The organism is Butyrivibrio sp. AE2032, from assembly GCF_000702965.1.
The window spans coordinates 289,868-305,262 of sequence record NZ_JNLF01000003.1; the positions used below are offsets into that span (position 1 = coordinate 289,868).

The 15,395-nt window shown below is 44.5% G+C and carries 11 protein-coding genes; 1 reads left to right on the forward strand and 10 read right to left on the reverse strand.

The window, feature by feature from the left end; genetic code table 11:
* Positions 1 to 77: 77 nt before the first annotated feature.
* From BO18_RS03020 to yfbR, 10 genes are all read right to left on the reverse strand, one after another.
* The gene (locus BO18_RS03020; protein ID WP_034443488.1) at positions 78 to 2,633 is read right to left on the reverse strand and encodes an ATP-dependent Clp protease ATP-binding subunit; all 2,556 of its coding nucleotides are present in this window, start codon (positions 2,631 to 2,633) and stop codon (positions 78 to 80) included.
* 17 nt (positions 2,634 to 2,650) lie between these two features.
* Positions 2,651 to 3,028 carry a GntR family transcriptional regulator gene (locus tag BO18_RS03025; protein ID WP_034443490.1) on the reverse strand — a complete coding sequence of 126 codons (378 nt, stop codon included), beginning with the start codon at positions 3,026 to 3,028 and terminating at the stop codon, positions 2,651 to 2,653.
* A gap of 128 nt (positions 3,029 to 3,156) precedes the next feature.
* Complete coding sequence (locus tag BO18_RS03030) at positions 3,157 to 3,720, reverse strand: GtrA family protein (RefSeq protein WP_034443492.1); 564 nt, start codon at positions 3,718 to 3,720, stop codon at positions 3,157 to 3,159.
* Positions 3,721 to 3,753: 33 nt separating this feature from the next.
* Complete coding sequence (locus tag BO18_RS03035) at positions 3,754 to 6,174, reverse strand: glycoside hydrolase family 3 C-terminal domain-containing protein (RefSeq protein ID WP_034443493.1); 2,421 nt, start codon at positions 6,172 to 6,174, stop codon at positions 3,754 to 3,756.
* A 45-nt stretch (positions 6,175 to 6,219) separates the two neighbouring features.
* Complete coding sequence (locus BO18_RS03040) at positions 6,220 to 9,156, reverse strand: glycoside hydrolase family 3 N-terminal domain-containing protein (RefSeq protein WP_034443495.1); 2,937 nt, start codon at positions 9,154 to 9,156, stop codon at positions 6,220 to 6,222.
* Between the two features lie 227 nt (positions 9,157 to 9,383).
* Entirely contained in the window at positions 9,384 to 10,514 is a 1,131-nt protein-coding gene (locus BO18_RS03045) for a GGDEF domain-containing protein (protein WP_034443497.1), read from the reverse strand.
* The gene (locus BO18_RS03050) at positions 10,511 to 11,821 is read right to left on the reverse strand and encodes an ATP-binding protein (protein WP_034443499.1); all 1,311 of its coding nucleotides are present in this window, start codon (positions 11,819 to 11,821) and stop codon (positions 10,511 to 10,513) included. The genes BO18_RS03045 and BO18_RS03050 overlap by 4 nt, the downstream gene beginning before the upstream one ends.
* A 1-nt stretch (position 11,822) precedes the next feature.
* Positions 11,823 to 12,527, reverse strand: coding sequence for a LytR/AlgR family response regulator transcription factor (locus BO18_RS03055; protein ID WP_034443501.1), 705 nt, complete (start codon positions 12,525 to 12,527; stop codon positions 11,823 to 11,825).
* Positions 12,528 to 12,546: 19 nt separating this feature from the next.
* A complete protein-coding gene (locus tag BO18_RS03060; protein ID WP_034443503.1) occupies positions 12,547 to 13,605 on the reverse strand; it encodes a type IV pilus twitching motility protein PilT in 1,059 nt (352 codons plus the stop codon).
* Between the two features lie 248 nt (positions 13,606 to 13,853).
* Positions 13,854 to 14,447, reverse strand: a complete 594-nt coding sequence (gene yfbR, locus BO18_RS03065; RefSeq protein WP_034443506.1) for a 5'-deoxynucleotidase — start codon at positions 14,445 to 14,447, stop codon at positions 13,854 to 13,856.
* A gap of 140 nt (positions 14,448 to 14,587) precedes the next feature.
* On the opposite strand from yfbR, the gene BO18_RS32350 reads away from it, so the two are divergent.
* Complete coding sequence (locus BO18_RS32350; protein WP_051688464.1) at positions 14,588 to 15,394, forward strand: formyltransferase family protein; 807 nt, start codon at positions 14,588 to 14,590, stop codon at positions 15,392 to 15,394.
* Position 15,395 lies beyond the last annotated feature (1 nt).

Here is a 15,395-nt window from a genome sequence, read left to right on the forward strand (position 1 = left end):
CCCAAAGAATTAGCCGAACAGCTTATTTATACTAACAATAGTAAAAAATTCGTCGTTCGGCTTAGTCAATTCATTCTTTAAGCTTTTTTCTTAGCTCTTTTCGTGCTTACAACGCCCTTGGTCTTGGTGGAACCCTTAGCCTTGGTGGTCTTGACGGAAACCTTCTTAACAGAAGCGGACTTCCCGTCTTTTCCCTCGAAGACGATCTTATTGTCCTTAAGAGCTACAGTAACATCCATGCCGGCCTTGATATTGCCCTTTAAGAGCTCCTCTGCCATGGCATCCTCAATAGTGGACTGGATAGCTCTTTTCAGAGGTCTGGCACCCATCTTGGCATCGGAGTGCTTACTTACCAGGTACTTCTTAACCGCAGGTGAGATAGTCAGATTGATATCCATCTGAGTCTTGCATCTCTTTGAAAGGTTCGATGAAAGAAGGGTTACAATATCCATCATCTCCTTCTCCGTCAAGGTGTGGAATACCATGATCTCATCAATACGGTTGATGAACTCAGGCTTAAAGAGCTTCTTCACCTCGTCCATTACGCCGCTCTTCATATCCTCGTAGTCCCTCTTGGCATCAGACCCAGCGCCAAATCCAAGCTTCTTGGGATCAACGATCCTCTGGGCACCAACGTTGGAGGTCATAATAAGGATGGTGTTCTTAAAACTTACCTTCCTGCCCTTTGAATCAGTAATATGTCCGTCATCAAGAACCTGCAAGAGCACGTTGAAAATATCCGGATGAGCCTTCTCTATCTCATCGAAAAGAATTACTGAATAAGGGTGACGTCTTACCTTCTCAGAAAGCTGTCCGCCGTCATCAAATCCCACATATCCCGGAGGTGATCCGATCATCTTGGATACAGAGTGACCTTCCATGTACTCTGACATATCGACTCTGATAAGGGCATTTTCATCCCCGAACATAGCCTCTGCAAGAGCCTTTGACAGCTCTGTCTTACCTACACCTGTAGGTCCCAGGAAAAGAAATGAACCGATAGGTCTGTTTGGATCCTGAAGTCCAACTCTTCCTCTTCTGATAGCCTTAGAAACTGCTTTTACAGCATCCTCCTGGCCGATAACTCTTTTATGAAGTACTGACTCAAGCTTAAGGAGCTTGACTGACTCTTTCTCTGCGATCTTCTTTACAGGGATCCTTGTCCAGTCAGCAACAACCTCAGCAATGTCATTCTCATTTACAATGAAGCCTGCGCTTGCTTCCTTCTTTTTCTCAGCAGCCTTAACCCTGTTAAGCTTGGTCATAAGCTGGTTCTGCTCTTTGTTCAGGGTTCCTGCAGCAGTAAAGTCTGCATTCTTAAGGGCAGTCTCTATCTGAGAATCAAGATCCTTTATCTGCTCCTCCATAGCCTTAACCTTTGGAGAAACTCCCATGGTGCGAAGTCTTACTGCTGATGCTGCTTCGTCAATAAGATCAATGGCCTTGTCAGGAAGATTCCTGTCATTGATATATCTCTCGGAGAGATCAACTGCAGCCTGAAGCGCCTCAGGAGTTACAGTAACCTTGTGATGCTCCTCGTACTTGCCAACAATTCCTTTAAGGATGTCCAGAGCCTCTTCCTTGGTGGGTTCATCCACATTTACAGGCTGGAAACGTCTCTCTAAAGCTGCGTCCTTCTCAACATATTTGCGGTACTCAGTAATTGTTGTGGCACCGATCATCTGAATCTCGCCACGGGCCAGTGATGGCTTTAAGATATTGGAAGCATCAATGGCGCCCTCTGCTCCGCCGGCACCGATAAGTGTGTGCATCTCATCCACGAACAAGATGATATTGCCGTCCTCCGATACCTCTTTTATCACCTTCTTGATCCTCTCCTCAAACTCACCTCTGTACTTGGAGCCTGCGATCATTCCTGAAAGATCAAGAGTTACAAGGCGCTTGTTCTGAACGGTGAGTGGAACATCTCCCACAGCGATCCTCTGGGCAAGCCCCTCAACTACTGCAGTCTTACCTACACCGGGCTCACCGATAAGGCATGGGTTATTCTTGGTCCTTCTTGAAAGGATCTGGATAACTCTCTTTATTTCACGCTCTCGTCCGATTACAGGATCAAGCTTATTTTCCCTGGCCAGTGCAGTCATGTCGCGGCTGTACTGTGCAAGGATTGATGCCTTTTTTCCTGCCTTCTGAGGATTAAGCCTTCTGCCAAGATCCTCTTTTACAAGATTAGGGTCTTCACCCATGGCAGCAAGTGTCTCTGCGTAGATCTTCTGGGCAGGGACATTCATAGTACTGATGAGCCTTACTGCCACATTCTCCCCTTCCTTGATAAGTGCAAGAAGAATGTGCTCTGTTCCGGTCTTATCTGCACGAAATCTCTCAGCCATTCTGTGGGCCTCTTCAAGGACCTTTTCTGCCCTTGGAGAAAAGCCGTCTCTGTCAAGTGTGCGGACATTGCTGTCAGGAACGATCAGATCCCTTATCATGTCCATCATCCTGTTCTCATCGATTCCATTATCAATGAGGATCCTGGAAGCTACGCAGCCATCCTCAAGGATGAGTCCCATAAGGATGTGCTCAGTTCCAATATAGTTCAGCTTAAGGCTTCTTGCGGTCTTTCTGGCAAGCTTAAGCGCATCGTTAGCCATTACAGTAAACTTAGATTCCATATAGCCTTTCCTTTCATCTAAATGTGTGACTCATAGTTGTCATACAGCTTGTCTACCAGGGCATGGATATCATCTCTTCCGATCCCCTTGCAGATGGCCCTTGCCAGCACCACTGCCAGCTCCGACTGGGCTTCCTTGAGGGCCTGGAGCTTATTGATGTCGATGGCAATGATAGCCCCTCGCCTTCTGTCGATCTTAACAAAGCCGTCCTGCTGCAGGATTGAATAGGCCTTGTTGACTGTATGCATGTTAATACCTATGGTCTCTGCCAACTGTCTCACACTGGGAAGCTGTTCACCCTCCCTGAACTGAGACGTTGCAATACCAAGAATGATCTGATTGCAAAGCTGGATGTATATGGCTTCATCACTATTAAAATCAATCTCTATGATCATAAGATAACGCCTCCTTTCTGTGATATGTTTAGTATAACACATATTACAGATTTTGCCACATATAAAAAGCCTGAGAAAACTCCCAGGCTTTAAGCAGTCTTACCAAGTGATCTGCGCAGGCTTTGCGATTATGCCTCTTCCTTCTCAGCCTTTGGTGTCTGAGGGAAGATGATCTTGTTAACAAAGAAGAATACGATCATTGAAATACCACCATTAAGTACTGTGGTTCCGATGTTGTAGATCCAGCCGGGAACGAACTTACCGGCAACTGCAACCCAGATACAGTTGATGGAATTAACGATGCAGGTTATAAGAATGAAAGCCAGTGTGTACCAGGCAATCTGCTTTCCTGTGTTTCCGTGGCTTCTGAAGACAAAGAGCTTCTGAATTGGGAAGTTTATCACCTCACCAATGACCATGGCTACCATGTAGGCTGCAAAATATGCAACACCACCATGAGCCTGATCGTAACCTAAGATATTCCACTGGAAAGTTTCGCCGAGTATTGTCATGGGGATTCCGGGCCAGCCAAAGGATCTGTCTCCAAGACCTGCAAATGCTGCAGGAAGGAAAGTGAGCATCAGGTATTTGAATACCGTGATCAGATTGGACACGATAACGAAAAGACCTCCCTCTCTGATCCACTGTGCTGCCTTTGGATGCTTTTCAATAAAATTATTTAACCAGTTCATTTTTTATTTCCTCCAAATCTGATATCCCCGATATCATCCTTTTATCTTAGCTTCATAAGCCTTATTCTTCTTGCTGTTCCTGATAAATCCACCAATAATGGTTCCCAGACCTCCAAAGAAATGTCCGTTGACCAGCTTCACAATTCCATCCACCATCTCCATGCTGACAGCGCCGGCAGTCATCTTAGCCATAGCTCTGAAAGGCATGTTGTAGATGAAAAGAATGTTCAGATCAGGAACTCCGCTCTCATCAGCCTTCTTCTTTTTCTTTGTAAGGATATTGTAAGCAAGCCTTGCAAGACCGCTCTTTGCGTAGTACATCTGGCAGATAGCGTCATTTGAAGATAGCTCTCCGCTCCACTTTCCGTCAGGAATAGGTCTTCCGAGAAGCTTCTCAAACTCAGCATCGCTAACATTCTCAATCTTTCCTGAGTAATAAGCCCCAAGCTCTTCCTTGACATAAGGCATAACCTCTGTGGTCTCGCCCTTAAGAACATCGCCTGTCAGAAGGATATTGGCGCTGCTGCTTCCAACCATTATCTGGTACTTTCCATCCTCGATCTCCCACTTGTTTGTCTTCACATTGAAGTAACGGAAGGTCTTGTCATCAAATGGAATTGTTACAGTCTTGATCTCTCCTGCCTTAAGGAATACCTTTGCAAAGCCCTTAAGTTCCTTTTCAGGTCTGAATACTTTGCCATTTGGAAGTCCCACATACATCTGAGCAACTTCTGCTCCGTCCACGTCGCCAGTGTTCTTTATGGTAAAAGAAACACCGTCTTCATTCACGCTTATATCTGAATACTCAAAGCTTGTATATGAAAGTCCAAATCCAAAAGGATAAAGCACAGGGATATCAGCAGTATCATAATATCTGTAGCCCACATACAGGCTCTCCCTGTACTCAGAAGTCCTCTGCCGGCTTGGATAATATCTGTAAGCAGGTGTATCCTCAAGCCTCCTAGGAATAGTCTCTGAAAGCTTTCCTGAAGGATTTGCTTTTCCTGTAAGGATATCAAGAACTGCTCCGGCTCCTGCCTGTCCATTCAGATAGCAGTGCAAAAGAGCTTTGAAATAATGATGCCAGGGCATCTCAATCGCTGATCCTGCGCTGATAACACCAACAAGATTAGCATTGACCTGTCCAAGCTCCTGAAGAAGTTCAATCTGGTTCTGAGGAATGCGCATATGAGTCCTGTCCATTCCCTCTGACTCAGAATCCTCGTTAAGACCGAAGAAGAAAAGAACTATATCTGCTCTTGCAGCAAGATCCAGAGCCTCTTTCTTTGTGGCTGCATCTTCTTTTCCGTTTCTGGAATAGCCTCTGCTCATGCCTACGATCTGAAGGTCATAACTTCCGGCAAGCTCAGCCACAGTCTCAACCTTGGTTGGATTAACCAGTGATGATCCGGCTCCCTGATATCTGGGAACAAAAGCAAAGTCTCCGATAATGGCAACCTTTGCTCCGCTCTTCAAAGGAAGGATCTTATCCTCATTCTTCAAAAGGATGGTGCTCTCTGTTGCAGCTCTTCTTGCTACAGCATGATGGGCATTCTTGTCAAAATCCTCAGGTCTTCCCTTAGCCTTAACTGACAGAGTAATAACCGCATCCAAAAGCTCATCGACTCTTGCATCCACATCTTCTATGGAGATCTTTCCGCTCTCTACTGCAGCGATAAGCTCTCTTGCAGAGTCAAGTCCTGGATTTGGCATCTCAAGGTTAGAGCCTGCTGCCACACCAAGGGCATGGTCGTTACTTGCGCCCCAGTCAGTGATAACAATTCCGTCAAAGCCCCACTCATCACGAAGAATGTCTTTTAAAAGATGCTTGTTTTCATTGGCATAGACACCATTTACCTCGTTATAAGCAGACATGATGGTCTTTGCCTTACCCTCTTTTACTGCAATCTCAAAGCCAGTAAGGTATATCTCTCTAAGGGTTCTCTCATCAACCACAGAATTCATGGCCATACGGCGAAGCTCCTGAGAGTTTACTGCAAAGTGCTTAGGGCAGGCATATACGCCCTTAGACTGGATACCTCTCACATAGGATGCTGCCATCTTACCTGCAAGATATGGATCCTCTGAGAAATACTCAAAGTTTCTACCGCAAAGAGGGCTTCTCTTTATATTAAGGCCAGGGCCCAGGAGGACGTTAACGCCCTCCGCCATAGCCTCTTCACCAAGGGTTTCTCCCAGGGTCTCTCCCAGTTCCTCATTCCAGCTGTTTGCAATAGTTGCAGCCGTTGGGAAGCATGTGGCAGGAAGTGAAGCATTAAGCCCCAGATGATCTCCTGCTCCAGCCTGTTTCCTTATTCCGTGAGGTCCGTCAGAGCAGAATATTGAAGGAATGCCGAGTTTATCAAAATTCCTTGTCTCCCACTCTCCCTTTCCGCTGAGGAACGCAGCCTTTTCTTCTATTGTCATGCTTGAAATGATGTCCTGATATTTCATTCTATGTCCTTCTTTCCTGGTGAAGTTCTTTTCATAATGGCTTTATTAAGCCTGTGCTGAAGTGTCAGCAGCCTTGTTCTTTTTGTAGTTCTTAATGAAGATTGCCATAAGGCAAACCATAAGTGCTCCGAAGATCACATCAAGAACGATCATGAGTTTCTTCCATGAAGCCATGCCCATTGTGAGGTTCTCAGGAGCATATGCTCTGGACTGAACTACTGTGTAGAGAATGTTCTTGGTAGCATCACGCATAGCCTGCTGAGCACCGTTTGTATCTCTGAACTGAACGTTGTTTGTTGCTGTAGGATAGTTAACCAGCATGCAGTCTGTACCGTTACGGATAGCCTGATCTGATGACATGTATCCATAAACGCCGAAGTAGTCAGTAAGTACGAATCCGTTAAAGCCCCACTCATCACGAAGAACTGTCTTAAGAAGTGAAGCAGATCCACCTGCCCAACGGTTTCCGATGTAGTTGAAGGATGACATAACTGCAAGGATAGGTGTTCTCTTTACGCACATCTCGAAAGGTCTAAGGTAGATCTCACGGATAGCCTGCTCGTTAGCCCATGTGCAGAGCATGTCGCATCTGTTCTCTTCCTGATCGTTGAGAGCAAAGTGCTTCATGTAAGCGTAAACTCCCTGTGACCATGATCCCTGGCAGGCATTAGAAGCGATTATACCTGAAAGGACTCCATCCTCAGAATAGTACTCGAAGTTACGTCCTGCAAAAGCAGTTCTGTGGATATTCATAGCAGGCGCATACCAACCTGATACATCCATCTCGTCAGCCATCTTACCGATTGACTGTCCAAATTCATAAGCAAGTGCCTTGTTAAAGGTTGCTGCTACAGTTACTCCAACAGGGAATCCAAGAGAACCAACACCTGTGAAGTTGTTGTTGATTGAAGCAGGTCCGTCACAGTCATTTGTACGTACCTTTCCAATTGAATCAACAGAGTTTGTCTGATATCCGCCAAGAGAGATAAGAGCATTCATATCGTCAAGGCTCATGCTGTCAAGGAGCTCATCCCACTTTGGATCATCCTTAGCCACATCACGAAGATCAGCAAGCTTAAGGTTTGTAGCTGCGCCTGTTGTAACTGCTGCAGCATTAGGATCTTCGTCTGCTGCTGTTGCTTCAGGTGTAAGGTAATTGCTGATGTTGTAGAAATCAGCCTTAGCTGCTGCGCTCATCTCATAGTTTGAAGGAGCTGCAGTTGCCTTTGCATAATTAGCAAATCCGTCTTTTCTTGAAAGATATGTAACATCACCTTCAGCATAATCAAATGCGTTTGTAGCTGTTACCATATCAGAATTTCTGTTGTTTGAACCGTTGTAGACAACTTCACTGCCTACTGTGTAAGTCTTTGAATCAAGGATTGTGTGTGAATCCTTGTTGATGGAGATCACATAATCTCCTGCCTCAAGTACATATCCCTTTGCATTCTGGTAATCGTAGGATGCAATATCCTCAAGGGCAAAAGAAATATTGAAGGTCTGTGAAGCTCCTGGCTCAAGAAGATCAGTCTTTTCAAACTCGATAAGGTTTGCTGTTGCCTTCTCAATTCCGCCGTTTGTGTAAGGAGGATTGTAGTAAACCTCAACAACATCCTTACCTGCTACAGAACCAGTATTTGTTACAGTGACGTCGAAGCTGATCTGTCCGTCAGCCTCTGTGATGTCTCCCATTGTCTGCTCGAAAGATGTGTAGGAAAGTCCATAGCCAAATGGATACTGAACCATCTTATCGTAATCGATAAGTCCCTCAGCATCTGCTGTCTCGTAGAACTTGTAGCCAACGTAAATGCCCTCAACATAGTTGATGAATGAAACATATGCTGTAGACTCTACGCCTGTGAAACCTGTGGATGTGTAAGCAAACTCATCCATGTTTGTGTAATTGAAATCACCAAAGTTGTTCCACCAAGGTGTCTCTTTCATGTTGTAAACATAAGTATCGATTGTCTTACCTGAAGGGTTAACCTCACCGGTAACGATCTCACCAAGGGCCTCCATACCAACGTGACCCATTCCAGCTACCCAAAGAGCTGACTTAATCTGAGGGTGATCATTAATGAAACCAAGTTCGAATGCATTTGCACCATTGTAAACAAGGATAACCTTGTCAAAATTAGCACATACAAGGTCGATCATCTCTTCCTCTCTGTTTGTGAGCTGAAGGTAGTGATCACCTGCATCCCAGTCATTACCTGCATTTAAAGTATCGTCATATGTGCCGGCTGTGTATGTTGTGCCATCCTTATATGAACCATCAATAACTGCGTTCATATTTGTAGGAAGGTCAGCACCCTCTCCGCCTGAACGGCTGATAACGATCATTGCTGTGTCAGAAAAGCTCTTTGCATTTGCCATAAGATCATCTGTGTAAAGAGAAACGTTAGGCTCAGGAAGTGTCCAATCCTGATTCCACATTCCTACAACAGGTCTGTCAGCCTTATAGTCTGTGTAGAACTTTGTAAGATCCTTATTTGTCTCAATTCCTGCATCAGCCAGTGACTGAAGAAGATCGATGGTCTCATAAGCATCATTAAGAGCGCCTGAACCAGCACCACCGAGGATAGGATTTGTTGAAGCCCATCCAAAGACATTGAGCTTAGAACCACTTGCAACAGGAAGAGTGTTTCCTTCATTCTCAAGAAGAACAATACCTTCTCTTGCGATATCCTGTGCAAGAACTGTAGATTCGTCAGAAGTTTCTTTTGAAATAGTTCCTGATCCGCTTACCAGGTCAAGCATTGTGCTCATAGGGCCTGAACAGATCATGTTTACGCATACTACAATACCTGTGAGCATTGCAACAAGCGCTGTTCCTCTGATAAGCTTCTTAAGTGGCTTATTAAGCTTCATTACAGCGATCATGAGAACCACTGCAACAGCTATGATAATACCAATAGCTATCAGATAAGATTTGATGGATGTTATGACGTTCATGACGTCATCCATGTTGATAGATAACATATAAGTACCTCCCTTTTATAAGATAGTCTAAGCTTATCACGCAAAAAAAATCGTGCCGTTTTTGTCACAAACGGTACGATTTTTGTCACGAACTGCGCGTTGAAGTGAGAAGGGCGAATATACAAATGGAAATCTGATGTGAACTCGTTCACAAGCAGGTTTACATTTGTATATTCATGCGGCGAACGCCGCGACAGCGAGGATCTGTGATCCGAGCGGCGCGCTTCTCACTTACCATGTTTCAGGTTCTTTTCCTCATACATGTTATCATCCATGTGTTTCAGGAAGTCATCAAGGCTTTCCGCCTTGGGATCATAGATTGCATAACCGGTGGACAGGGAAAGCTTGTATTCACGGCCTTCCGTTTCATTAAAAAGATCCACCTCGTCATGAATATTTTTAATGATCCGCTTCATTTCATCATCACTTGTATCCTTAACAAGAAGAATGAACTCATCGCCGGCAAATCTCGTAGCTATTGCCTTATCGGGCTTTGAGAAATTGATGATCCTTGTAACATCCACCAAAGCCTCATCACCGGCTGAATGACCATAGGTATCATTGATCTTCTTGAAATAATCCACGTCGATCATAATACCGCCCAGGCCCTTGCCTTTGCCCTTTAGGGCACTTTCAAGGCAGTAATCAAGGTAGGCCCTATTATATAATCCCGTAAGCTTATCCTGATAGGAAAACTCATTCTGAAGGGACATATAGATGGAAGTCATACCTACAGCCAAAGATACCCAGATAAGGGAAACACCATAGAACAGCAACTGAAGGCCACATCCCAGGACCACAGGACCTATCATGAGGAATATAGGGAAGAATCTTACCTTTCCGTACTTTTTCTCATACTTCCTGAGAATATATACGCCAAAGAGAATATAGAACAGATCCACAACATAGTAGGCGTAGCTGAAAGGCAGCCTTACGTAGCGATTCTGCTCGTCAACAAAGAATATTATAGGAACAAACATGTTCAACAAGGCTATAAGTTCCAGCACTGCAGCAGGAATAAAGGCATATACGTAGATCTTCCTGATCCTTTTCCTGGACTTATAAAACTTCAGGTCCTCGAAAAGGCACCAGCATGATATAAAAAGGGGATTAGCAAGAAAGCAGAAGGTGTTGGAAAGAATGTTTATGATCTTCCATGTTGTTCCAGGCTTTCCATCTGCGTAGAAGGCAAAGAAATCCACGAAGCATGCAAACAGAGCCAGGATTGCATTAAAGGAAAAGACATTCATCTCAATCTGGTCTCTATTGGCATTTCGTCTGATACGGCTGCTGAAAAGAAGTGCTATCAAAAGCACTGCTCCGATATAATCTGAAGTTGCAACTGCGATTAAATTCATCCAATTCCTCCCTGGGGAATCAGGATATTAAGCTCAAACCAGTTTTTGTTAACCTCAAACTTTACGGTTCCATGGTATTTTTCCACAGTATACCGAATGCTCTTAAGGCCGAAACCGTGATTATCCTTATCCGCCTTGGTGGTTACAGGATAGCCATTCTTCATCATGATCTGGCTTTCACAGTAGTTGTTTATCTGAATAAGTACAAAATTCTTCTTAGGAGAAACTGTTATATGAATAAGTCTCTTTTCCGGATCCTCGATGAGAGTAACATTCTCAATGGCGTTGTCCAGTGCGTTTCCGAATATGGTGCATATATCAGCCACGTGCATAAAATCCAGAATGTTGCCATCTGCAACGCAGGTAACCTTTATGTCATGGACCTGGCAGTTCATCATCTTGCCGGCAATAAGAGTATCAAGAACGCTGTTGCCGGTCTCAAGCTCCGGTGAGTAGGATTCCAGCTCCTGTTCAAGGGAGTCGATCCACTTTTGTCTCTCGCCCTCTGTCATCTCTGCCCTAAGACCTGCTATCTGGTGCTTCAGGTCATGGTACTTCATATTGATGACATCAAAGGTAGTCTGGTAATTTCGATATTTATCGTACTGAGCCTTCAGCATTGAATGGATATTACTCAGCTCTTTTTCCGCCAAAAGCTCACAGATACGGCTCTGGTAAACGTACAGTATCATGATCCCCGCCAGATCCACCAGGGTTCTTACATAGAACACATCAGCAGTGATCTGGGTCGTAAAAGGGGTATTGGGGAAAATAAAACTCAGGTTACTAAAAGCAAATACTGCTGCAGCAATGATCACAGCAGCCAAAAACTCATGGACGTTGATCTCCAGTTGGAAAAAGCCTCTGACAATGCCCTTTTCCATGTGATAGGCCCACACAAACACAAGTGAATATACTACCACAAGAATTAAAATCTGAATGACAGGCGCAGGTTTTATCACTGCCGTGTAGCTGGCCAGCTGCCATTCCAGTGAGGCTGCCAGCTCTGCCAGAAGAAACGCCCTGGCACAGTAATAACCGATAACCAGCTTTGTGTCATCGCATATCAGGTACATGAACAGGTACATCAAAAGAACTGCTGCCAGCATACAGGGAATCCAGAGATATATATGGAGATTCTTGGTATATACAAGAAACAGGCTCTGGATCAAAAGAGCTGCTGCCGATATGGCAACAAATCTTACCCCTCGTACCTTACGCTTTAAAATCAGACAGTAGGTCAGGCAGGCAAGCCACTCTGCAAGGGCTGTATATATTCTTGGGATGTCCTGATAAAGCTCGTTCATATTATAATCCCACCATATAATCAGTCAGAGCATTCATAAAGTCGCTCTTTCTGGATCTGCTTATAAGTAGCTGCTTCCCGGCAATGATACAGGCGCCGTTTTCTACTCCGTCCACATACTTAAGGTTCACTAAATATCCCTTATTGCTCCTGAAAAAATTGTATTCAGAAAGCTGCTGCTCAAAATCCGCCATTCTTGCCCTTACTGAAAACTCCCCTGCACTGGTATAGAAATTCAGGTTGTGGCCTTCACTCTCAATGTAAAAGATATTGTCTATATCAAGCTTTTTTACGCCGGAGGGCATTTCAACTGATATTATCTTGGAATCCGACTTACGGATCCTTGATATGGCTCTGTCCAGCTTTTGCGAAAAAGCAAAGTAGCTAACAGGCTTTAAAACGTAATCAAGAGCGTCTACCTGATAGCCACGTATTGCATAGTTTGTCATATTGGTGATGAACATAATGACAACTTCCTGATCCAGCCTTCTTATTTCCTCTGCGGCTGTCATTCCATCCATCAGTTTCATCTCTATGTCCATGAGGATAATATCAAACTGTCCCTTGTAGCCATTAGTTATCTCGTCGCCATCAGAAAACCTGGTGACCTTAAAATAATTGCCACTTTCCTCCTGGAATTTTTGTATAAATTCTGTCAGCTGCTGAGCATAGGAATCCTCATCCTCAACAATTGCGAGGTTTATCATCTTGCTTCTCCCGGATCTGTTATCTTAGCATCTTATTCTGCATGGTATCAGGATCCTGTGCAAACTGAAGAGCAATTTCTCTCGAAATCTTCTGTGCCCTGTACAGCTCTAAGATCGCATCATCCATAGTGATCATACCCTGCTTCCTGTAGGTCTGCATGTAGGTAATGAGCTGGTGGGACTTACCTTCACGGATAAGGTTTCTTACAGCACTGTTGATATGCAAAACCTCAAAGGCTGCTATTCTTCCGCCATCTCCTGTAGGAAGGAGCTGCTGGGAAATAATAGCCTCCAAAACTCCCGCCAGCTGTATTCTGATCTGCTGTTGCTGATGGGATGGGAATACGTCAATAAGTCTGTCCACAGTATTGGAAGCTCCAATTGTATGAACAGTTGAAAGAACCAGGTGTCCTGTCTCTGCTGCAGTGATGGCTGTACTGATGGTTTCCAAATCTCTCATCTCACCTACAAGGATAACATCAGGATCTTCACGGAGAGCAGCACGAAGGGCGCTGGCATAACTATTTGAATCAGTACCGATCTCCCTCTGGTTAACGATGGACATTCTGTGCTGATATGTGAACTCTATAGGATCCTCAAGAGTGATAACATGAGCTTCCCTGTTATTGTTGATACGGTCAATTATTGAGGCAAGAGTTGTAGACTTACCGCTACCTGTTGGTCCTGTAACCAGTACCAGGCCTCTCTTCTTGGTATAAAGGTCTACTACAGTTTCAGGAATTCCAAGACTCTCGGCACTTGGGATCTCTGTTGCAACAACACGGAATGCCATAGCAAAGGAACCCCTCTGTTTGAATACATTAAGTCTGTAACGACCCACTCCGGGAACAGAGAAGGACATATCATGCTGACCGTTTTCTTCAAGCTTGGCCAGCTGTCTGTCATCCATGATCTCCTCAACGATCTCCCTTGTGTTTGGAGGAAGCATCTTGCCATAGCTTTCCATGGCAATGAGCTTTCCGTTAAGTCTCATCTTAGGTGGAAGTCCTACAGTAATGTGAACATCAGATGCGCCGTTTTCTTTTGCTTCTCTTAAGATATCCTGAATCTGTGACATGATGCCTCCTTATCGAGTTGATTTTTCCCTTACAATAAGTATGATATTAAAACAGCAAAAAATCAATTATATGATGATAAAAGTCAAAAGTCTGAGACCACGACATGCTTGCATGTCAGTGGATGAAAGACTTTATGACTCGCCGAAACATGAGGAAAAAGTGGGGCAGGGGCCCCATGATTTCCGAATATTTCGCGGGATTGCGGGAGTGCAAAGCACGGAGCAATCCATATCATCATGTTAACTCGTCAGGTAAGCTCATCCAGTGTACTTCCGTAGGAGGCCAGGAATTCATTGACAAAATCAAGCACCTCCGGCAGTTCCTGGTACAGACTTCTGATGGATTTTCCTGTGCTTTCCTTAGCTGTCCTGAACTCTGAGTTTCCGGCATTCATTTCCCCTATACACTTGATGAGGGCTGAGAGCTTATCTGCTGCCTTTACCAGCTTTCTCATATAGCGCTCTTCCTCTGTGTCAGCGGGCTTAAATATATCCTCAAAGGATGGGCGAAGGTCATCGGGAAGTTTTTCCAAAAGCTTATCATCTGCGATTGCCTCTACTTCCTTGTAGGCAGACTTAAGATCTGCATTAAAGTACTTAACGGGAGTTGGCATATCTCCTGTGATTATCTCAGATGCATCGTGGTAAAGGCCAATGAGAGCTGCCTTATTGGCATCAAGATTCTTGCCGTAGCGCACATTTCCGATAACGCAAAGTGCATGGGCGATCATTGCCACCTCCATGCTATGCTCGCACAGATTCTCCTGTCTTGTGTTCCTCATTAAAGCCCAGCGCTCTATGTACTTCATTCTTGAAATAAGCGCAAAGAAATTGTAATTCATGGTAGTACCCCCTAATCCAAAACTATCCGCTTTCTCGGCGGTAATAGAATTATTTTATCATATCTTCATAATTATTTTCTTCAATAAATGGTAAAATGATATTAACTATACGATAATATATTTCCTTTTTGGGAGCAGATATGAAAGTAGCCTATATCGGGATCGATATTCTCTACCCGGTTCTAAGTAGCCTGTATGATTCAGGCTGCGAGATAATAAAGATCTTTACCTGTAAAACAGACAACGTTACGGAATTTAACACACAGACAATAGCTTTTGCAAAAGAGCATGGCATTCCTATTCAGATAGAACGTATAACCCGGGACGATCTCTTCGATCTTCTGGCAAACGGATGCAGATTTGTACTGGTTGGCGGGTATTACTACATAATCCCCGTCATAGAAGAGCTCCCAATAGTCAACACCCATCCTTCTCTCCTTCCCATTGGAAGAGGTTCCTGGCCGATGCCACTGACCATTCTTAAAGGGCTTTCCGAGAGCGGAGTTACAATGCACAGGATGGTAAAAGAGCTGGACTCTGGGGATATACTTCTTCAGGAAAAAATACCGGTCTATCCCGAGGATGACCTTGTAGTCCTTACAGAAAGGCAGTGGAGCGTGATCCCCTCCATGGTAAAGCGCCTTGCAGAAGACTTTGATGATCTTTGGGACAACGCCACTCCCCAGGACTCATCTAAGGCCGAATACTGGGACACCCCCACTCCTGAGGATTACACAATACGCAGCGATATGTCTTTTGCCCAGGCAGATCTCATCCTCAGAGCCTTCAAGAGCTATGAGTGCTTTTACATAAGCACTGAAGATAACAGTAAATTTGAACTGATAGATGGCATTGCATATAAGTCAGAGGATGCCCACCTTAGACCACCGGAAGCACTCAAATTGCAAGATGGTTACATTCTCTGTGAAAGGATGCGCAGGCTTTAAA

What these genes read in the sequence shown, in the direction of transcription:
- BO18_RS03025 (WP_034443490.1), bottom strand. Translation starts at nt 3,028, where the DNA reads ATGATCATAGAGATTGATTTTAATAGTGATGAAGCCATATACATCCAG.
- BO18_RS03055 (WP_034443501.1), bottom strand. Translation starts at nt 12,527, where the DNA reads ATGATAAACCTCGCAATTGTTGAGGATGAGGATTCCTATGCTCAGCAG.
- BO18_RS03035 (WP_034443493.1), bottom strand. Translation starts at nt 6,174, where the DNA reads ATGAAATATCAGGACATCATTTCAAGCATGACAATAGAAGAAAAGGCT.
- BO18_RS03020 (WP_034443488.1), bottom strand. Translation starts at nt 2,633, where the DNA reads ATGGAATCTAAGTTTACTGTAATGGCTAACGATGCGCTTAAGCTTGCC.
- BO18_RS03040 (WP_034443495.1), bottom strand. Translation starts at nt 9,156, where the DNA reads ATGTTATCTATCAACATGGATGACGTCATGAACGTCATAACATCCATC.
- BO18_RS03045 (WP_034443497.1), bottom strand. Translation starts at nt 10,514, where the DNA reads ATGAATTTAATCGCAGTTGCAACTTCAGATTATATCGGAGCAGTGCTT.
- yfbR (WP_034443506.1), bottom strand. Translation starts at nt 14,447, where the DNA reads ATGAATTACAATTTCTTTGCGCTTATTTCAAGAATGAAGTACATAGAG.
- BO18_RS32350 (WP_051688464.1), top strand. Translation starts at nt 14,588, where the DNA reads ATGAAAGTAGCCTATATCGGGATCGATATTCTCTACCCGGTTCTAAGT.
- BO18_RS03050 (WP_034443499.1), bottom strand. Translation starts at nt 11,821, where the DNA reads ATGAACGAGCTTTATCAGGACATCCCAAGAATATATACAGCCCTTGCA.
- BO18_RS03030 (WP_034443492.1), bottom strand. Translation starts at nt 3,720, where the DNA reads ATGAACTGGTTAAATAATTTTATTGAAAAGCATCCAAAGGCAGCACAG.
- BO18_RS03060 (WP_034443503.1), bottom strand. Translation starts at nt 13,605, where the DNA reads ATGTCACAGATTCAGGATATCTTAAGAGAAGCAAAAGAAAACGGCGCA.